The organism is Herbaspirillum sp. BH-1, assembly GCF_002870055.1.
Lineage (GTDB): Bacteria > Pseudomonadota > Gammaproteobacteria > Burkholderiales > Burkholderiaceae_D > Herbaspirillum > Herbaspirillum frisingense.
Genome location: NZ_PKOI01000009.1, coordinates 54,552 through 74,432, shown reverse-complemented (window position 1 = coordinate 74,432; position 19,881 = coordinate 54,552). Strand labels below are relative to the sequence as shown.

Below are 19,881 nucleotides of genomic sequence, written 5' to 3'. Positions count from 1 at the left end.
CCTCACTCTGGAAGAACGCACGGCAGCCGCGGCTGCCGCGCACAAGCAGGCAAGAGACCTGCGCAAGATGGGCAAAGAACCTGGCAGAACTGAAAAGAAACTGCGCAGGTCGGTCACAGCATCGACAACGCAGCTGTTTTGAAACCAACATTCGGAGACGACAATGAACAAGATGATTCGCATGACCGTGATCGCCGGCTGCCTGGCCGCATCCGCCTGGAGCAGCGCCGCCCTGGCCGGCACCCTGGCCGTCAACATCGCCTACAAGGGGGCGGTCCAGCGGGCGGTATGGCAATCGACGATGGATGAATTCAAGAAGGCCAACCCGGACGTGGACATCAAGGCTTCCTTCATCGAGGAAGAGGCCTACAAGGTGCAATTGCCGGGCTGGCTGTCGACCCAGGCGCCGGACATCATCAACTGGCACAACGGCGAGCGCATGGCGTTCTACGCCAGCCGCGGCCTGCTGGAAGACCTGAGCGAAGACTGGAAGAAGAACGGCTGGGACAGCACCTATGCTTCCACCAAGGAAGCCTCGTCTTGGCAGGGCAAGCAGTATTCGGCACCGACCGTGTACTACTCCTGGGGCATGTTCTACCGCAAGGACCTGTTCAAGAAGGTCGGCATCGCCAGCGAACCCAAGACCTGGGATGAATTCCTGGAGGCCTGCAAGAAACTCAAGGCCGCCGGCATCGCTCCGGTCGCCGTCGGTGGTCGCGACGCCTGGACCCTGGCCGGCTGGTTCGATTACCTCGACCTGCGCATCAACGGCAATGCCTTCCACCAGCAACTGATGGCAGGCGACGTGGCCTACACCGACCCGCGCGTGAAAAAGGTCTATACCGCCTGGAAGAGCCTGATCGACAACAAGGTCTTCATCGACAACGCCCTGTCCTACGACCTGGACGGCGCCCAGCCTTTCCTGTTCCAGGGCAAGGCCGCCATGATGCTCATGGGTACCTTCATCGCCAAGGGCTTCCCGGCCAAGCTGGCGCCGGAGATGGGTTACTTCCAGTTCCCCATCATCGATGCCGCCGTGCCGACGGCCGAGGAAGGTCCGACCGAATCGATCCACATCCCGGCCAAGGCACGCAACAAGGCCGATGCGCACCGCTTCATCGCCTTCGTGGGAACGCCCGCCATCAGCGCCAAGCTGGCCGAGGGCCTGGGATCGCTGCCGGCCAACAGCAAGTCGCCGGCACCGAGCGACCCGATCTCGCGCATCGGCTTCGAGATCCTGTCCAATGCCAAGGGCGGTATCTCGCAGTTCTATGATCGCGACATGACCAAGGAAATGGCCGATGAAGGCATGAAGGGCATGCAGAAGTTCGTCAGCGATCCGAACAAGCTCGATGATGTCCTCAACGATCTGGAACAGGCCCGCAAGCGCATCTACAAGAAGTCCTGAGCGTTGGCAGATAGTGACCCACCCGGGCCATTCCGGTCGCCGACGGCGGCGCGAATGGCCCGCAGAAATTGAAGGAGACCCCGCCATGCTCGCGCCCACTTCCGCCGCGCAGCCGCCTGCGACCGATGCAACGGCCACATCTGCCACATCTGCGGTATCAGCCACCCCGGCCAGCAGCCCGCAGCGCAGCGCCGCCCGTCGCAACCGTGCCGCCTTCTGGTTCCTGGCACCGGCCTGCGTGATGACGCTGGTCTATGTGCTCTATCCGATCCTGTACACCATCTATCTCAGCTTCTTCAGCTGGGATGGCATGACCGATCCCAGGTTCGTCGGCCTGGCCAACTACGTCGAACTGTTCCACGCGCCGACCTTCTACACGGCGCTCAAGAACAATGTGCTATGGCTGCTGATGTTCCTGCTGGCGCCGCCCATGGGGCTGGCCATCGCGCTCTACCTGAACCAGAAGATGCGTGGCATGCGCGTGGTGAAGTCGCTGTTCTTCGCGCCCTTCGTGCTCTCGGGGGTGGTGGTGGGACTGATCTACAGCTGGTTCTATGATCCCAGCTTCGGCCTGCTGTCGCTGATCCTGGGGCAAGGCGTACCGGTGCTGGGTGACGCCCGCTACGCCACCTTCGGCATCATCTTCGCGGCACTGTGGCCGCAGACTGCCTATTGCATGATCCTCTATCTCACCGGGCTGACGGCACTGAACCACGACCAGGTGGAAGCGGCGCGCATGGAAGGCGCCAGGGGCTGGAGCATGCTGCGCTACGTGATCCTGCCGCAGCTGCGCTCGACCACCTTCATGGCCTTCGTGGTCAGCATCATCGGCGCGTTGCGCAGCTTCGACCTGATCTCGGTGATGACCAGCGGCGGACCCTACGAGAGTTCGACCGTGCTGGCCTACTACGCCTACGACCAGGCCATCAAGTATTACCGCCAGGGTTACTCGGCCGCGGTGGCAGTGACGCTGTTCGCCATCATGCTGATCTACATCATCTACCAACTGCGCCGCATGCTGCGCGCCGAACGCTAACGAAGAAAAGAGGGATCGCCATGTTTCCCATGCCGATAGAAAAATGGAAGCCGTTCAACCGGGCGCTGTACCGTATCTCGGTGCCGGTGGCCCTGCTGATCTGGCTGCTGCCGATGCTGACCGCGCTGGTGACCTCGGTGCGCTCCAACGATGAACTGATGGCCGGCAACTACTGGGGTTGGCCGCAGGACTTCGCCATGCTGGAGAACTACCGCGAAGCGCTGACCGCCTCGCCCATGCTGCATTACTTCTGGAACAGCTGCCTCATCACCATTCCCTCGGTGATCGGTGCGATCTCGCTGGCGGCGATGGCCGGCTTTGCGCTGTCGACCTACCAGTTCCGGGGCAATACGGTGCTCTTCGCCACCTTCGTGGCCTGCAACTTCGTGCCGCAGCAGATCCTGATGATCCCGGTACGGGACCTGTCGCTGTCGCTGGGCCTGTTCAACACCATCACCGGGATGATGCTGTTCCACATCGCCATGCAGACCGGCTTCTGCACGCTGTTCCTGCGCAATTTCATCAAGCAGCTGCCCTTCGAGATGATCGAGGCGGCCCGCATCGAAGGCGCCAGCGAGTGGACCGTGTTCTACCGCATCGTGCTGCCGCTGATCCGGCCCGCGCTGGCGGCCCTGGCGGTGCTGGTCTTCACCTTCGTCTGGAACGATTACTTCTGGGCGCTGGTGCTGACCCAGGGGGACGACGTGGCGCCCATCACGGTGGGCGTGGCGGCCCTGCGCGGACAGTGGACCACCGCCTGGAACCTGGTCTCGGCCGGTTCCATCCTGGCGGCACTGCCCTCGGTGATCCTGTTCTTTGTGATGCAGAAGCAATTCGTGGCCGGCCTCACCTTCGGGGCCAGCAAGGGCTGAGCCCGCTGCGCCTATTGGGCGGCAGCAGGCGTCGCGGCCACCTCGGGGGGCCCGCTCTTGGGCGATGGCGGCGGCACATCGGTGTGGATCATCAATACCGTGCACTGTCGCGCCACCATGCCATTCTTGGCCAGTTGCGGACCCTTGCCGTTATAGATCTTGGCATTGCCCATGAAGACGCCATCGATCTTGAAGGTCCAGGTGTTGGCGGGATTCTCGAAGCGGTAACCCATGCCATCCAGGCTCAGCGATTCGCCCATGATGGTGCCGGACATCACCTCCTCTGCAATCTGGGTACGGCGCTTGAGGCTCACCCGGTTGCCATCCACCTCGGCGATGAAATTTGCCTGGAACGGCTTGGAATCCTTGTTGAAGCGGTTGGCATCGCAGGACATGACGGCACGCCAGCGGCCATCAGGCGGGGTCGGATCGGGACTGGCCGTACCGCCCGCGACGCCCGCCGAAGGCAGGACGCCGAGACGGCTGCCCAGCGTCACCGTAACCGAGTCAGGATAATCGAACCCGGCACCGCTGCTGCGATCGACCACATAGCCGATCGGGCCACCCAGCAGCAGGTTTCCCCACACATTGGTGTTGGCGCGCGAGACCACGTTCTGCTGACCGCTCACACCGTCCTTGGCGCATTCCACCAGCAAATCACCCGTGCTCTTCTTGATGGCCACGCTGCCAGGGGTCTTGACGTACCACTTGCCGACGTCGTTGCTCAGCGTGCAGCTGGCACCCGAGATGATCTGGCTGCCCTGGTTGGCAATGACTGAAATGGGTTGCGTCTGCGTGCCCGTGATGGAGGCACAACCACCCAGCAGCAGTGCTGCAAGGCATACCAGCATTCTCGACATGGATTCCCCGATTCTCTTCTGTCCGCTCGCGCGGATTTCATTGTTGTTGTGGTTCGTGGCGGCGATAACGCTACCCCTGAAGACCTACCACCACGCGAGAATATAGCTGAGCTGTTTGCCGGTTGACTGACGAATAACTGACAGCGGAGAAAAATTATTTCAACTGAAATGCGGGCGTCGCTTTTTGACATCCGGGCATGACAGTAGCGGCGCAAGATGACTCCATCGACACAGCAATCCGCCACCACAAGGAGCCTATCATGCACACCACCACCCTGCGCCTGGCCGTCTTCATCGGTACGATGAGCATCGCGTTCGAAGCCCACGCCGGTCGCGGCGGGGCGATGCTGATGAAGGACCTGACCCGGCTGTTCAGCCACCTGTTCCAGCAGTACGTGGGCGGTTGAGGAGAGGATGGGATAGGGAAGGGAGCGCCCGCTGGGTGCTCCCTTCCTGTCCGTTCAGGGCTTGGCCGCTGCCTGCTGGGGCGGTGTTTCGATGCCCACGCCCATGGCCTGGAACAGCGTGGCGGTATCGCTCATGCGGCTGGCCGTGGCACGCACTTCGCCCAGCCTGGCATTGAGATACTGGCGCTCGCCTGCGCGTGCGGCACTGGCCGGGTAGGCGCCCAGCTGGGCGCGTCGCTGGGCATTGCGCCAGCCCTGCTCGCTGGCCGCGCGCGCCGCCGTCGAGGCCTGCAGGGCGTCGGCATCCTGGGTCAGCGCCACCAGGCTATCGGCCACGTTCTGGAAAGCATTCAACACGGTCTGGCGATAATTGGCCTCGGCCGCGAGATAGGCCTCCTTGGAGGCGTCACGCCGGGCGCTGAGGGCGCCGCCGTGGAACAGCGGCTGCGTCAGCGAAGCCCCCAGTCCCCACACCGCACCCGCCCCGCTGGTCGCCTTGGCCCAGGAAAAACCGGACTGGCCGAAGGAGGCGCTGATGGACAGGCTGGGGAACATCTCGGCCGTGGCCAGGGCTTGCTCGGCGGCAGCCACCTTCAATGCGGCGTCGGCGGCCAGGATATCGGGCCGCTGGCGCAGCAGTTCCGAGGGCAAGGCCAGCGGCACTTCGCCGGGTAGTTGCAGACGGGAGATATCCAGGTCGGCAGGCGCAGCGTCCGGGGTGCGTCCCATCAGCACCGCCAGCGCATGGCGCGAGGCCTGCCACTGCGCTTTCATGGCGGGCAGGCTGGCGCGCAGCGACTGCGCGCTGGCCTGCGCCGACAACAACTCATCCTGTGACACCGCACCCAGCGCCAGCCGGCGCTGCATCTCCTCGACATCGGCATCGGCCAGCGCCACCAGGCGTTCGGTATGCATCACCTGCGCGTGCAGGGAAGCCGCATTGATGGCCGTGATCACCACATTGGCCGCCACCGAGCGGCGTGCCGCGTCGAACTGGTAGGACTGCGCATCCACCTGGGCTGCAGCCGCCGAGTTGGCGAAGCGCTCCACGCCAAACAGGTCGAAGGTATAGCTGGCGCGAATCTGGCCGGCGAAGACGTTGTACAGGTTGGTGGTCGGCCCCAGATTGGGCAGCCCCAGGGCGCGCTGGCGCTGGGCCTGGCCGACCGCATCGATGGTGGGCCACAGCGATTCATCGATCTGGGCGCGCAACTGCAGGCGGGCGGCGGCCAGGTTGCGATCGGCCTGGGCCAGCGAATGGTTGCTGCGCAAGGCTTCCTCCACCCATGCCGACAGCTCCTGCGAGCCATAGGCACGCCACCACTGCGGCACGGCGCGCTGGCCGAGCACGAATTTCTGACGCGCCTCCTGCGGCCCCAGGGTGGCGGGTGTGGCATCAACGGCATAGTGGGCCGGCTGGGGCGAGGCCGGTGCCTCGCCGGTCGGACCCAGGGCGCAACCGGAGACCAGCAGCGCTGCGGCCAGCGCCAGGGTGCGCGGGGCGGGGGAAAAACGGACGGCGCTCATCAGTGGCTCCCTTGCGCGGCGTTGTCTCGATGATGGGTTTCATCCGGCTTGACCCGGTAGCACAGCGCATACAGGGCCGGCAGGTAGAACAGGGTCAGGATGGTGGCGATGGTGATGCCGCCCATCAGGGCGGTGGCCATCGGGCCGAAGAAGTTGCTGCGCAACAGCGGGATCAGCGCCAGCACGGCGGCGGCCGCAGTCAGCGTAATCGGGCGGAAGCGGCGCACGGTGGCACCGACGATGGCGTCGAAGCGGCCACGGCCGGCGGCGATGTCCTGCTCGATCTGGTCCACCAGGATCACCGAGTTGCGCATGATGATGCCCAGCATGGCGATGGTCCCCAGCATGGCGACGAAGCCGAAAGGCTGGCCGAACAGCAGCAACGCGCCGACCACACCGATCAGACCCAGCGGGGCGGTCATCACCACCATCAGGGTACGGCCGAAGCTTTGCAGCTGCACCATGAGCAACAGCAGTACGGCGATGAACATCAGCGGCATCTGCGCCGAGATCGAGGACTGTGCCTTGGCGTTTTCTTCCACCGGGCCGCCGACGTCGATACGGTAGCCCACCGGCAGCTCGGCGCGCAGCGCGTCGAGCTTCTGGTTGACATCGTTGGTCACGTCGATACCCTGCACGCCTGCTCGCACATCGGCCAGCACGGTGATGGTGGGCTGGCGATTGCGTTCCCAGATGACGCCGTATTCCAGCGTGTTGTGGAACTTGCCCAGGGTCGCCAGCGGCACCGGGCCGTTGGGAGTGGGCATGGACAGCGTGGCCAGGCGCGAGGGATCGACGCGTTCGCTGCGCGGGGCGCGCAGATCGACGCTGATGAGCTTGTCGCGCTCGCGGTACTGGGTGATGGTATAGCCCGACAGTTGCATGGCCAGGAAGTTGGAAATCTGCTGGCTGCTCAGGCCCAGCTCACCGGCGCGTTTCTGGTCGATCTCGAAGGAGACCGAACGCTGCGCCGGTTCATCCCAGTCGAACTGGATATTGGTGGCACGGGTCTCCTTGCGCATTTCGGCGGCAACCTGTTCGGCGATGGCGCGCACCTTGGGAATCTGCTCGCCACTGATGCGGAACTGCACCGGGAAGCCTACCGGCGGACCGTTTTCCAGGCGCGTCATGCGGGTGCGCACGCCGCTGAACTGCTTGCGCAGCGGCTCTTCCAGCGCCTTTGCCAGAGCTTCCCGATCTTCCACCGACTTGGCGGTGACCACGAACTGGGCAAAGTTGGGGCTGGCCAGTTGCTGGTCCAGCGGCAGGTAGAAGCGCGGCGCGCCGACACCGACGAAGCTGATGTAGTGATCGATCTGCGGCCGGTCCTTGAGCAGGGCTTCCATGCGGATGGCTTCGCGCTGGGTGGCCTCAAAGGAGGCGCGCTCGGGCAGGTGCATGTCGATCAGCAGTTCGGGCCGGTCGGAGCTGGGGAAGAACTGTTGCGGCACCAGCGCGAAGGCGGCCAGCGAACCGATGAAGAGCAAGGTGGTGGCGATCACCACGCGGCCACGGAAGGCCACGCACCAGGACACCGAACGCCGCAGCAGGGTGTAGATGCGGGTCTGGTAGATGGGGTGATCATGGTCTTCCTCGTCATGGCCGGCATGGGGATTGGCGGCGATCTGTTCGTCGGTGAGCGCGCCCGGCTTTTCCTTGAGCATGTGATAGCCCAGCAGCGGGATCAGCACCACTGCCGCCAGCCACGACAGCAGCAGCGCGATGGCCGAGACCTCGAAGATGGAACGGGTGTATTCGCCGGTCCCGGACTTGGCCAGGGCGATCGGCAGGAAGCCGGCCACCGTCACCAGGGTGCCGGTGAGCATCGGGAAGGCGGTACTGGTATAGGCGAAGGCGGCGGCGCGGCGGCGGTTCCAGCCCTGCTCCAGCTTCACCGCCATCATCTCGACGGCGATGATGGCGTCATCCACCAGCAGGCCCAATGCCAGCACCAGGGTGCCCAGCGAGACCTTGTGCAGGCCGATGTCGAACATGTACATGAACAGCGAGGTCACTGCCAGCACGATGGGAATCGAGATCACCACCACCATGCCGGTACGGATGCCCAGCGAGACCAGGCTCACCACCAGCACGATGGCGACAGCCTCGGCCACGGCTTCGAGGAAATCGTCGACCGATTTTTCCACGGCGTGCGGCATGCTGGAGACCGCCGTCAGGGTCAGGCCGGCCGGCAGGCGCTTGCGCAATTCTTCGGTACGCGCATCCAGAGCCTTGCCCAGGCGGATGACGTCGCCACCGGGCTGCATGGTCACGCCGATGCCCAGCACCGGCTGGCCGTTGGCGCGCATCTCCTGTTCCTGGGGTTCGTCGTAGCCACGGTGGATGGTGGCGATGTCACCCAGCCGGAAATTGCGGTTGTTGAGGTGGATGACCTTGTCTTCCAGTGCCCGCAGGTTGTCGAACTGGCCGGTAGGACGCACATAGACGCGGTCGTTGCCGGTGGTGATCAGGCCGCCCGGCACCACGGCGTTCTGACCGCCGATGGCATCGGCCAGTTGCTGCGGGCTGATGCCCAGGCGCGTCATGCGGGCATTGCCGATGTCGATGTAGATGTGTTCCTGGCGCTCGCCGAAGTAATCGATCTTGGCCACGCCCGGCACGTGCAGCAGTTCGCCGCGCAACTGGTCGGCATAGTCGCGCAGTTGTGCGGGCGTGAAGCCGTCGCCGGCCAGTGCATAGATGTTGGTGTAGACGTCGCCGAATTCGTCATTGAAGTAAGGTCCCTTGACGCCTTGCGGCAGGGTGGCGGCGACGTCGCCGACCTTCTTGCGCACCTGGTACCAGGTCTGCGGCACCTGCGAAGCGGGCGCGGTGTCCTTGATGGTGAAGAACAGCTGCGACTGGCCGGCACGGGAATAGCTGCGCAGGAAATCCACATCCGGCGTTTCCTGCAGCTTGCGGGCGATGCGGTCGGTGATCTGCTCCTGAACCTGGCGCGCGGTGGCACCGGGCCAGTCGGTCTGGATCACCATGACCTTGAAGGTGAAGGGCGGGTCTTCGGACTGCGAGAGCCGGTTGTAGGAGCCCATGCCCAGCAGCGTCACCAGCGCCAGGATGAAGGTCACCAGCGCCTGGTGCTGCAGCGTCCAGGCGGAAAGATTGAAACGGCCGGGCGCGCTCATAGGGCGAAGTCCTCGGCGTGCAGCGGGGCGACCGGCTTGACCTTCTCGCCAGCGGTCAGGGTATGGACGCCCTGCACCACCACCTTGTCAGCCGCGGCCACGCCCTGCGACAGCGAAATGCTGCGCTCGCCATAGGCCGATACCGTCACCGGACGCAGTTCCAGCTTGCCTTCGCCGCTGACGATCCAGACCGCCGGCTTGCCGCCTTGATGGAACAGCGCAGTCGCCGGCAGCAGCAATACCTTGGCCTGGCCGGATTTGAGCTCAGGCGTGATCACGACATCGCCGGTCATGCCCAGGCGCACGCTGGCGTCGGGTTGTTCCAGGGTGACCTTGACGCGGTAGGTGCGGCTCTGCAGGTCGGCGGCGGGACTGACTTCGCGCACCTTGCCCTTGAAGGTCTTGCCCGGCAACGCGGCCAGCGTGACGGTGGCGGGCTGGCCAGGTTGCAGGCCGGCCAGCTGGCGGTCGGCGACATCGGTCACCACATCCACCGCGCCCGACCAGGCCAGCGAATAGACCGGCTGGCCGGGGTTGAGCACGTCGCCGGTATTGGCCTGTTCGGCACTGATGACGCCGTCATGCTGGGCCACCAGGGTGGTGTAGTCGCGCTGGTTGCCGGCCACCGAGGCACGTGCCTGGGCCGCCTGGAACTGCGCCAGTGCAGCGGCGCGCGCATCCTGGCTCTGTTCCAGTTGCTGGGCGCTGATCAGTTGTTCGCGGGCCTGGGCGGTATCGCGCTGCAACTGTTTCTCGGCGGCGTCCAGGTGCTGGCGTGCCGAGGCCAGTTCGGCGCGGGCGGAGGCGGCATTCTGGTCGGCATCCGACGGATCCAGGCGGGCCAGCACCTGGCCCTTGCGCACCACGTCGCCCAGGTGCACGCGACGCTCCACCAGCTGGCCGGCGACACGGAAGGACATCGAGGTCACATAGCGCGACTGCACCTCGGCCGGGAGATGCAAAGGCTGTCCGCCGTCCCGTTCCTGCGGCTGCAGGATCACCACTTCGCGCGGGGCATCGGCCACCGGCGCCGGCTTGCTGCAGGCCGACAGGGTCAGCACCAGGGCCGCCGCGGCCAGGCCGAGCGGCATGCGCCGGGGTAGCGACAGAGGCAGAGGAAGGACACGGGGACGCGGATCGGGCTTCACAGCTTTCCTTTCAGGAAGGTAGGGTCGGATCGCCGGGCGCTCCGCATCCTCGAGGGTGGTCTTTACAAAAGTTCAGCGATTCTAATGCAGATATGAATTCAGATGCAATCCTGTATTTGAATACAACAGTGTTAGAATCCTGCCCCATGACACGCGAACCAAGCCCACCACGCCAACGACTGAGCCGCGAGCAAAGTCGCGAGCAGACCCGCGCAAGGCTGCTGGAGGCGGCGCACGCGGTCTTCATGCAAAAGGGATATGCGCTTACCAGCGTGGAGGATATCAGCACGGCGGCGGGCTACTCCCGGGGCGCGTTCTATTCCAACTTCGACGACAAGACCGAGCTGTTCTTCGAGTTGCTCCGGCGCGAAGGCGAAAGCATCGACCGTGGCTTCCAGCGCCTGCTCGATGGCGCAGTGACCGATCCCGATGCCCTGCGCGACGCGCTGGCCGAGCAGTATTCGGCGCTCTATCGCGACGACAAGTGCAGCCTGCTGTGGATGGAGGCGCGCATCGTAGCCCTGCGCGACGAGAAGTTCCGCCTGCAGCTCGATGTCTACCTGGAAGAGCGTTACCGCCAGATCACCTGCTTCGTGCAGGCCTATTGCGACCTGACCGGGGTCACCCCTGCCGCACCGGCGCGCGAGATCGCCATCGGCCTGATGGCGCTGTGCGAGGGCGTCAGCTTCTCCTACCGCTGCGTGCCGCACATCGTGGACGGCAAGACTGCCGAGTCGGTACTGGCGTGGTTCATGAAGGCCTCCGTGGCGGTGACCGCCACCACGGCCGCTCCATCGGCTGTCGCTGCAAAGAAGCCGCCCCGTCCCCGCAAGAAAGTTGCAGCGGCCGGCGACTAGCGCGCCGTCGCTGTCGACGCCACCCCTGTTGACGCCATTGGCTCCACGCCTTGCGCGAACACCCTCATCGCTCCTTCCCCATCAGCAATCTGGCCGCGTCGTCGGCAATGACCTGTTCCTCATTGGTCGGGATCACCAGCACCCGCAGGCGGCTGGCCTGGCTGCTGATGCACTCCAGATGCTGATCATTGGCGGCCGGGTCCAGCCTGATGCCCAGCCAGCCAAGCCGGCGGCAGATGGCGGCGCGCATGCGGGCGTCATGCTCGCCGATGCCGGCGGTGAAGACCAGTGCATCCATGCCGCCCAGGGTGGTGGCCAGCCGTGCCGCCTCGCCGGCGCAGCGCAGCGCGAACAGCTCCAATGCTTCACGGGCCGGGATGGACTCGCTCTGCTGCAGCGTGCGCACATCGGCGCTCACGCCGGATACCCCCAGCAGGCCGCTCTGGTGATACAGCAGGTCTTCCAGCGCGGCCGGGGTCATCCCCTGCTGCAACAGGTACAGCAACACGCCGGGATCAAGCGCGCCGCAACGCGTGCCCATGGGGACGCCTTCCAGCGTGGAGAAACCGGTGCTGGCATCGACACTGCGGCCGTTCTGGAGCGCACACAGACTGGCGCCATTGCCCAGGTGCGCGACCACCACGTTGCCGTGTGCCTCGGGCAGGCCGCGCCGACGCAGCTCATCGGCGATATAGCTGTAGGAAATACCGTGGAAGCCGTAACGCAGCACACCTTCGTCATGCAGCTTGCGGGGCAGGGCAAAGCGGCGCGCCAGCGCATCCTGGGTGGCGTGGAACGCAGTGTCGAAGGTGGCGGTCTGCGGCAACCCGGGACGCAAACGCTCGATGGCGCGGATCAGCCGCAGGTTCTGCGGCTGATGCAAGGGGGCCAGCGGCGCCAGGGCTTCCAGCGTGGCTTCGACGGCGGGCTCCAGCAGCACCGGGCGCGACAGGTGCAGGCCGCCATGCACCACGCGGTGCCCGACCGCGCACAGGGCGCCCTGCTCATGGCCGACTTCCAGCTGGTGCAGCACTTCTTCGAGCACCTTGTCCATCGACGCTACCGGGTCGGCCTTGATCTCGATGGCCGAACGGACGCCATCGATCTCCAGGCGCAATTGCAGCGGCGTCAGGTGCAGGTCGAGTTGCCCCTGCCCGATCCTGGTGGCGCGGGCGTCATCCAGGCGAAACACGCCCAGCTTGATCGAAGACGAGCCTGCATTGAAGGTGAGCAGCCAGCGGTTCATGCGTCCTCCTGAGGGGATACCTGCACGGCGGCCCGTGCCGCCACCAGCCGGGCCAGCGCGGACGATGCCAGGCGCACCCGCAGGCTGTCGGCGCGGCTGGTGAGAATCACCGGCACGCGTGCGCCCAGCACCAGGCCTGCGGCATCGGCTTGCGCCAGGTAGATCAGTTGCTTGGCCAGTATGTTGCCGGCCTCCAGGTCCGGCACCAGCAGGATGTCCACACTGCCGGCCACCGGTGAGGCTATCCCCTTGATGGTGGCGGCCTCCAGGCTGATGGCGTTGTCAAAGGCCAGCGGGCCATCCACCAGCGCGCCGGTGATCTGGTGGCGCGTCGCCATCACCGTCAGCGCGGCGGCATCCAGCGTGGACGGCATGGCCGGATTGACGGTCTCCACCGCCGCCAGCACCGCCACATGGGGACGGGGCACGCCCATCACGTGCAGCAGGTCGATGGCGTTCTGGCAGATGTCGCGCTTGTGCGCCAGCGTGGGCGCGATGTTGATGGCGGCGTCGGTGATGACCAGCGGTTTGGAATAGGTGGGGATGGCCATCGCGTACACGTGGCTGATGCGACGTTCGGTACGCAGGCCGGAGCCGGCGGCGACGACCGCGCCCAGCAATTCATCGCTATGCAGACTGCCCTTCATCAGGGCGCCCACCCTGCCCTGCACGGCCAGCTCGACGGCGCGGGCAGCGGCCGCATGGCTGTGCTCGACCGCTTCGATAGGCAAACCCTGCAGCGACAGGCCGGCCTGCTCGGCGATGCGACGTATCCTGGCTTCGGGGCCGACCAGCACTGGCTCGAGCAGGCCTTCGTCGCGCGCTTCCAGCGCCCCTTGCAAGGCCTCGACCGAACAGGGATGGACCACGGCGACCCGCATGGGCCGGGCACCGAGGGCGTCGCGGATGAGTTGGTCGTAGCGCTGCGCAGGCGAGGCCTGGGCGGGTGGGAACATGGCATTCTCCGGGAGGCGATGACGAGACACTGGGCATGCTTGTTGTGTCGCAGCATATCCGCCCCGGGATGGGAGCGGCGCCCTGATCGGACAAAGCTTGATCTGCTTCAAGTTTGTCAGCGCCGCGTCATCACGGCGCATGGAGCCACATGAGGATTGGGGATTGGGCGCCTACACCTGCGCCAGGGCACTGACCATGCGGCGTGCCTGGTCCGCCGGCATCGGGCGGGAGAAATAGAAACCCTGCATGGCATGGCACTGCAGGGCTTGCAGGGTGCGCAGGTCGTCCTCGCTCTCGACGCCCTCGGCCACCACCTGGAAGCCGAAAGACCCCGACAACTGCAGCACTGCGGCCACCAGCGCCTGGTTTTCGGTCTGCTCGGTCAGGCCGGTGACGAAGCTGCGGTCGATCTTCACGCGCGATACCCGCATCTGGCGCAGGAAGCCCAGCGAGGAGTAGCCCACGCCGAAGTCATCGATGGCGATGCTCACGCCCTGCATCGCCAGCGCCACCAGGCTCTGGCTGGCGGCCTGCAGGTCAAGGGCGGTTTCTTCGGTGATCTCGATTTCCAGCATCCGGGCCGGCAGCTGGCGCGACTTCAGCATCTCCGTCACCAGTTCATCGACGCTGATACGCTCCATCTCCCGTGGCGAAATGTTCATCGATACCCGCAGGTCCGGGCGGCCGCTGGCCTGCAGGAAGGCGATCATGGCCCCGGTCTCGCCGATGATGAAGCGCAGCAACTCCTCCGACAGACCAGCCAGCGCGGCGATCTCGATCAGGTCGGGCGGCGCGATGGCGCCGTGGCGCGGATGACGCCAGCGCAGCAGGGCTTCGAAGCCATCCAGGGTGCGGCCATCATGCTGGATGATGGGCTGGAACCAGACCTCCAGCTGGCGCCGCGCCAGGGCATCGGCCAGGTCGCGCTCCACATCGCGCTTCATTTGCAGGTGTGCGTTGAGGTCGTCGTTGAACACATGGAACTGGTTGCGGCCACGGCGTTTGGCCTCGTACATGGCGGCATCGGAGCAGACCAGCATCTCGTTGATGTCATCGCTGCGGGTGATGGTGATGCCCAGGCTCAGGCCGATGTGCCGGTGCGCCAGACGGGCGAAGGGCTGGCGGATGGCGGCGATGAGCCGCCGGGCCAGCTGTTCCGGCGGTTCCGCCTGCGGCGCCAGCGGGTACAGGATCACGAACTCGTCGCCCCCCAGGCGTGCCAGCGTGGCGGTCTCGGGCACGCTGGCCTGCAGCCGCCGTGCCACCTCGACCAGCACCTGGTCGCCGGCATCGTGGCCGTAGGCATCGTTGATCACCTTGAAGCCATCCAGGTCGAGGAACATCATGCACAAGGCATGCTCCTGCCGCGCCATCATGCGCGGCGCCACTTCCATGAAACCGGCGCGGCCCAGCAGTCCGGTCAGCAGGTCATGCTCGGCCTGATATTGCATCTTCTGTGCGAAGCGGTGCAGGTCCTGGTGGGCCACTTCCAGCGCCTGCTTGGCGGTGGTGGCCTCGTTCTTCAGCGCGCTGGCGTGCGAGACCAGGCCTTCGCTGACCTTGGAGCCCCGGATCAGCGCGGCCAGGTAGAGCAGCACCGCTGCGGCCAGTGCCATGCGGGTGGCGCTGGTCTCGATGGTGGCCAGGCAAAAGATGATGGACAGCAGCGGCGGCGTGATGAAACAGATCGGAATGCGAGCAAATGCAAAGCCGTGGGTCACCGCGCCGGCCGTGATGCCACATACGCAGGTCAGATAGAAAAGAGTCTCGGGCGTGGTATAGCCTGCGCACAGCAGCGGGACGCCGGCCCACACGATGCCCGACATCAGGGCCAGGATGCAGTGCAGCCGAAGGTTGAGTTCGGTGACGCGATCGCCATCGCCGACAGTGCGAGCACCCAGCAACGGCAGCGCCGCTGCCAGACGCTCCACCGGGATGCGGCAGGCCAGGATGCGCAACACATTGACCAGCCCCGAGCAGGCCAGCCAGATCAGGGCGATGGAGAGTTTGCCCGAGCGCCATGCCACGAAGGTCGAGATCACGCCCAGCAGCATGTTGACCGGCATGGACAGCAGCACGGTCTGGCGCAGCGCCATGAGCTGATCGGAACGGATCAGTTGCCGCAGGGACACGGCATGGGCCGGGTCAGTGTGAGAGGCTTGCGAGTTCTGCTGGTGTGACATGGTGTTCCTGTTGCGTCCTGGAATTGCCGCCTGACAAGGCTGGTCCGGCATGACCACCGGATGGGAAGCATAGTACGCGAGCCGGACCGTATTATCCAAGCGACAAGAAGAATTCTCATCAAAACCTGTCCCGGTTGCGTTGCATCAACGAGGCATTTACCCAAAACGGACAAGCTGGCCCTTCCGCAACCCCGAGGAAAACAAAATGAGCGACATGAGCACCGACAATGGAAACTGGTTATCGGCCGAGCAGGCCGTGTTGCCGGACGGCACCGAACGCGAAAACCTGCCACTGGTGAAGAAGAAGCTGCCGCTGTTCTCGCCCCAGCAGATCCCCGGCGGTGACGAACTGCCGCCCCCCTCCCCGACGGCGACCGGGCCATCGACCGAACCGGCCTGACCGGCGCGCCCGGGGCCGGGGCCGGGCCGCTATGGAGGTGACACGGCCAGGATGCGGGACGACGGCTACAATAGCGGCTGTTCCTGCCCTTCCCACCGTTTGCACCGTTTGCACCGCTCGCATCGTTCGTACTGCCTGCCGGTGCCGTATCACCCCATGGCTCTCGATCCCTCCACCCTGCTCATCCTCACCATCGCCCTGGCGGCGGCCGCTGCACTCTACCTGGCGGTGGAATGGGGCGTAGTGCGCGAACGCTCGCTCCTGCTCTGGAGCAGCGGCTTCGCCATCATCGCCCTCGGTTCCTTCCTGGCATTGCTGCGCTCGCGCGGCTACCTGCTCATCGGCATCTGGTTCGCCAATGGCATGCTGATCGCCGCGCACGCCTGCTTCCTGGCCGGCGTGGCGTGGTTTACCCGCACCCGGCTCTCGCACCGCTGGTGGCTCCTGGCACTGCTGTGGCTGGTGATGTTGTGCCTGCCTGCGCAACCCTGGTGGTCACGGGTGATGCTGGGCGTGCAGTCATTGATGATCGCCGCCGTCACGCTGCGCGCCAGTCACCTGTTGCGACCGCATGGCGCATCGCTCAGCGTGGGCGCGGTGCAATTGCGTTATGTGCTGCTGGCGCATGGTCTGTTCTACGTCGCCAAGGCGATCGTCGCCATCGTACCAGGCACCCTGCTGGACCTGGCGGCCTTTGGCGGCGCGGTGATCCGGATATCGCTGATCGAAGGCGCGATGGCGATCATGCTGATCGCGCTGTCGATGACCGGCACCGAGCGGTACCGTCGCGAACAGCACATCGGCCAGCTGGCGGCCCGCGACCCCCTGACCGGCCTGCTCAACCGCCGCGCCCTCAAGACCAGCGCCCCCGCGCTGCTGGCGCAGGCCAGCGTGCAGCATCCCGGCGCAGTGCTGCTGATCGACATCGACAACTTCAAGCAGGTCAACGACCTGCACGGCCATGCTGCCGGTGACCAACTGCTCGAAGCCTTGAGCATGCTGCTGCACGAGGTTTTGCCGGAGGCTGCATTGGCGGCCCGCCTGGGCGGGGATGAATTTGTGATCCTGCTGCAGGATGCCAGCACCGATCAGGTCACCCGTCTGGGGGAAAGCCTGCGACAGGGCTTTGCCCACGTCGCCGGCAAGAGCTTCCCCACACCCGACCCCGTCAGCCTGAGCGTGGGTGGCAGCGTCTTCGAGACTCCGCCGGCCAACCTGGAAAGCCTGCTGGCGCACACCGACGTGGCACTGTACGACGCCAAGCGGGCCGGCCGTGATCGGGTCGTGGTGATGTCGGTCAGCACATGACGACCTGAGTGCCGTTGTGCTGTGGATCTCGCCATCAGGCGAAGCGGCTGAAATCCGGCTTGCGCTTCTCGAAGAAGGCGGTGAAGGCCTCCTTGGCTTCCGGCTCGGTGAGCATGCGCGCGAAGTGTTCGATCTCGGTCACCATCTGCTGCTCGGTGGCGGTGACGCGGTTCTTCTTCATCAATTGCTTGGTCACGCGGATCGAAGCGGCCGGCAGGGCAGCCAGCTTGGCAGCCTGCTTTTGCGCATAGGGCAGCAATTCTTCCAGCGGCAGGACGCGATTGACGAAGCCCATCTGCGCGGCCTCGTCGGCACCGAAGGCTTCGCCCAGCAGGAGCTTCTCGGCAGCACGCTGATAGCCAGCGATATGCGGCAGCAACAGTGAAGAGGCGGCTTCCGGGCAGAGCCCCAGTTGGGTGAAGGGCATCGAGAATTTGGCATTGTCCGCCGCATAGACCAGGTCGCAATGCATGAGCAGGGTGGTGCCGATACCGACCGCCACACCCGAGACCGCCGCCACGATGGGCTTGCTGGCATGGCTGATCTGCCAGAGGAACTGGAACACCGGCGCGTCCTGGGTCTTGGGCGGGTTCTTCAGGAAGTCTTCCAGATCATTGCCGGCCGAGAAGGCCTGTGGCTTGCCGGTGAAGAGGATGGCGCGCACGGCGCTGTCGGTCTCGGCTTCCTTCAGGGCATCGGCCAGTTGCTGGTACATGGCGGCGGTGATGGCGTTCTTCTTGTCTTCACGGTCGAAATGGATGCTCAGGATGCCATCGGCCTTGCTCAGTTGGATATCCATCTGCGCGGTCTCCTTGAATTTTATAAATGATTTAGCTTGTTTGAAGCTCAAGCAGGAAGCAATGAAAAAGCCGCACGGCGTGAGCAGTGCGGCTTTTCATCAGCGCTTGTACATGCAGATCAGACGCGTTCGAAGATGCCCGCCGCACCCATGCCGGTACCCACGCACATGGTCACCATGCCGTACTTCAGGTTCTTGCGGCGCAGCGCATGGATGGTGGTGGCCGCACGGATGGCGCCGGTGGCGCCCAGCGGGTGCCCCAGGGCAATCGCACCGCCCATGGGGTTGACCTTGCTCGGGTCCAGGCCGAGGTCGCCGATGACGGCCAGCGCCTGGGCGGCGAAGGCTTCGTTCAGTTCGATCCAGTCGATCTGGTCCTGGGTCAGGCCGCCGGCCTTCAGCGCTGCCGGAATCGCTTCCTTGGGACCGATGCCCATGATCTCCGGCGGCACGCCACGCACGGCGAAGGAGACGAAGCGCGCCAGCGGGGTGAGGTTGAACTGCTTGAGGATCTTCTCGGAGACGATGATCAGCGCACCGGCACCGTCGGAAGTCTGCGAGCTGTTGCCGGCGGTGACGCTGCCCTTGGCGGCGAAGACCGGCTTCAACTTGGCCAGCGCGGCCAGGTTGGAATCGGCACGCGGACCTTCGTCCAGGCTGACGGTACGGGTCTTGATGTCGATCTCGCCGGTACCCAGGTTGGGGAAGCGCTCGACGATCTCGAACGCGGTCATCTCGTCATTGAATTCGCCGGCCTGCTGGGCAGCGATGGCCTTCTGGTGCGAGGCCAGCGCGAATTCATCCTGCGCTTCGCGCGAGACCTTCCACTGCTGTGCCACCTTCTCGGCGGTCAGGCCCATGCCGTAGGCCATGCCGACGTTCTCATCCTTGAAGGCATTGATGTTGATGGAGGGATGGAAACCCATCATCGGCACCATTGACATCGACTCGGCACCGGCGGCGATCATGACATCGGCTTCGCCGACGCGGATGCGGTCGGCGGCCATGGCAATGGCGGTGATACCGGAGGCGCAGTAACGGTTGATGGTGACGCCGCCGATGGTATTGGGCAGCCCGGCCAGCAATACGGCGTTACGCGCCATGTTCAGGCCTTGCGCACCTTCGGGGAAGGAGCAGCCGACGATGGCGTCCTCGATCAGCTTGGGGTCCAGGCCGGGCACCTGCGCCACGGCGGACTGGATGGCGCGCACCAGCAGGTCGTCCGGACGGGTGTTCTTGAACATGCCACGCGGCGCCTTGCCGATGGGGGTGCGGGTAGCGGCGACGATGTAGGCGTCTTGCAGTTGTTTGCTCATTCAAAATCTCCTTGGACTCTCCCTCCCCTTCAAGGGGAGGGCTGGGGTGGGGATGGGTTCAATGCATTCCAGATTGCCTGAACGACCACATCCGTCTCATTCAATACTTCGTTATTCCAAAAGCGTAGAACCGTGAAACCTGCCTGATTCAATTTCGCGGTCCGGTTCTCGTCATCCTGATTGCCGACATGCTGCGCGCCGTCTACTTCAATCACCAGGCGCCGTTCCAGACAGACAAAATCGAGTACGTAATTTTCAAAGGGGTGCTGACGGCGAAACTTCACGTCCAGTTGCTGACCGCGCAGACGATGCCAGAGTCTTTGCTCGGCTTCGGTCATGGTCTTGCGTAACTGCTTGGCCGCAAGTTTGCTGAAAGTGTTGGTCTGGCCTTTCATTTCAACCCATCCCCACCCC

Annotated in this window: 16 protein-coding genes and 1 pseudogene; 7 read left to right on the top strand and 10 right to left on the bottom strand. The window is 64.9% G+C overall.

Annotated features, from left to right (window positions below):
• Positions 1–163: 163 nt before the first annotated feature.
• From HBH1_RS13890 to HBH1_RS13880, 3 genes are all read left to right on the top strand, one after another.
• Positions 164–1,408, top strand: coding sequence for an ABC transporter substrate-binding protein (locus HBH1_RS13890; protein ID WP_102663236.1), 1,245 nt, complete (start codon positions 164–166; stop codon positions 1,406–1,408).
• A gap of 85 nt (positions 1,409–1,493) precedes the next feature.
• Complete coding sequence (locus tag HBH1_RS13885; RefSeq protein ID WP_102663235.1) at positions 1,494–2,444, top strand: carbohydrate ABC transporter permease; 951 nt, start codon at positions 1,494–1,496, stop codon at positions 2,442–2,444.
• Between the two features lie 20 nt (positions 2,445–2,464).
• Entirely contained in the window at positions 2,465–3,316 is an 852-nt protein-coding gene (locus HBH1_RS13880) for a carbohydrate ABC transporter permease (protein ID WP_006464096.1), read from the top strand.
• Positions 3,317–3,327: 11 nt separating this feature from the next.
• Here HBH1_RS13880 and HBH1_RS25430 read toward each other — a convergent pair whose 3' ends face one another.
• Complete coding sequence (locus HBH1_RS25430; protein ID WP_233207612.1) at positions 3,328–4,176, bottom strand: hypothetical protein; 849 nt, start codon at positions 4,174–4,176, stop codon at positions 3,328–3,330.
• A 260-nt stretch (positions 4,177–4,436) separates the two neighbouring features.
• On the opposite strand from HBH1_RS25430, the gene HBH1_RS25095 reads away from it, so the two are divergent.
• A complete protein-coding gene (locus HBH1_RS25095) occupies positions 4,437–4,583 on the top strand; it encodes a hypothetical protein (protein WP_158243296.1) in 147 nt (48 codons plus the stop codon).
• Between the two features lie 54 nt (positions 4,584–4,637).
• On the opposite strand, the gene HBH1_RS13865 is transcribed toward HBH1_RS25095, so the two are convergent.
• From HBH1_RS13865 to HBH1_RS13855, 3 genes are read right to left on the bottom strand one after another with little or no spacing between them, the layout of a single operon-like run.
• Positions 4,638–6,110 carry an efflux transporter outer membrane subunit gene (locus HBH1_RS13865; protein ID WP_102663234.1) on the bottom strand — a complete coding sequence of 491 codons (1,473 nt, stop codon included), beginning with the start codon at positions 6,108–6,110 and terminating at the stop codon, positions 4,638–4,640.
• Positions 6,110–9,253, bottom strand: a complete 3,144-nt coding sequence (locus HBH1_RS13860) for an efflux RND transporter permease subunit (RefSeq protein WP_102663233.1) — start codon at positions 9,251–9,253, stop codon at positions 6,110–6,112. The genes HBH1_RS13865 and HBH1_RS13860 overlap by 1 nt, the downstream gene beginning before the upstream one ends.
• Positions 9,250–10,344, bottom strand: coding sequence for an efflux RND transporter periplasmic adaptor subunit (locus HBH1_RS13855; RefSeq protein ID WP_233207611.1), 1,095 nt, complete (start codon positions 10,342–10,344; stop codon positions 9,250–9,252). The genes HBH1_RS13860 and HBH1_RS13855 overlap by 4 nt, the downstream gene beginning before the upstream one ends.
• Before the next feature lie 203 nt (positions 10,345–10,547).
• On the opposite strand from HBH1_RS13855, the gene HBH1_RS13850 reads away from it, so the two are divergent.
• A complete protein-coding gene (locus HBH1_RS13850; RefSeq protein WP_233207610.1) occupies positions 10,548–11,258 on the top strand; it encodes a TetR/AcrR family transcriptional regulator in 711 nt (236 codons plus the stop codon).
• Between the two features lie 64 nt (positions 11,259–11,322).
• Here HBH1_RS13850 and HBH1_RS13845 read toward each other — a convergent pair whose 3' ends face one another.
• The 3 genes and pseudogenes from HBH1_RS13845 to HBH1_RS13835 form a co-directional block, all read right to left on the bottom strand.
• Positions 11,323–12,504, bottom strand: a complete 1,182-nt coding sequence (locus tag HBH1_RS13845) for an acetate/propionate family kinase (protein WP_102663231.1) — start codon at positions 12,502–12,504, stop codon at positions 11,323–11,325.
• Positions 12,501–13,427, bottom strand: a pseudogene (locus HBH1_RS13840) (bifunctional enoyl-CoA hydratase/phosphate acetyltransferase); the annotation flags it as partial. The pseudogene HBH1_RS13840 and the gene HBH1_RS13845, both read right to left, overlap by 4 nt.
• Before the next feature lie 204 nt (positions 13,428–13,631).
• On the bottom strand, positions 13,632–15,644 hold the full coding sequence (locus tag HBH1_RS13835; protein WP_102663229.1) for a putative bifunctional diguanylate cyclase/phosphodiesterase: 2,013 nt from the start codon (positions 15,642–15,644) through the stop codon (positions 13,632–13,634).
• Positions 15,645–15,849: 205 nt separating this feature from the next.
• Here HBH1_RS13835 and HBH1_RS13830 point away from each other — a divergent pair, with 205 nt between their 5' ends.
• A complete protein-coding gene (locus HBH1_RS13830; RefSeq protein WP_077235857.1) occupies positions 15,850–16,044 on the top strand; it encodes a hypothetical protein in 195 nt (64 codons plus the stop codon).
• A 156-nt stretch (positions 16,045–16,200) separates the two neighbouring features.
• Complete coding sequence (locus HBH1_RS13825) at positions 16,201–17,352, top strand: GGDEF domain-containing protein (RefSeq protein ID WP_102663228.1); 1,152 nt, start codon at positions 16,201–16,203, stop codon at positions 17,350–17,352.
• Positions 17,353–17,386: 34 nt separating this feature from the next.
• Here the strand turns inward: HBH1_RS13825 and HBH1_RS13820 are convergent, their stop codons facing one another.
• From HBH1_RS13820 to HBH1_RS13810, 3 genes are all read right to left on the bottom strand, one after another.
• A complete protein-coding gene (locus HBH1_RS13820; protein WP_102663227.1) occupies positions 17,387–18,151 on the bottom strand; it encodes an enoyl-CoA hydratase in 765 nt (254 codons plus the stop codon).
• A 119-nt stretch (positions 18,152–18,270) separates the two neighbouring features.
• Positions 18,271–19,467 carry an acetyl-CoA C-acyltransferase gene (locus HBH1_RS13815; RefSeq protein ID WP_006464118.1) on the bottom strand — a complete coding sequence of 399 codons (1,197 nt, stop codon included), beginning with the start codon at positions 19,465–19,467 and terminating at the stop codon, positions 18,271–18,273.
• A 29-nt stretch (positions 19,468–19,496) separates the two neighbouring features.
• Positions 19,497–19,862: an endonuclease domain-containing protein gene (locus tag HBH1_RS13810; RefSeq protein WP_102663226.1), complete on the bottom strand. Its 366-nt coding sequence runs from the start codon at positions 19,860–19,862 to the stop codon at positions 19,497–19,499.
• Between the last annotated feature and the right edge of the window lie 19 nt (positions 19,863–19,881).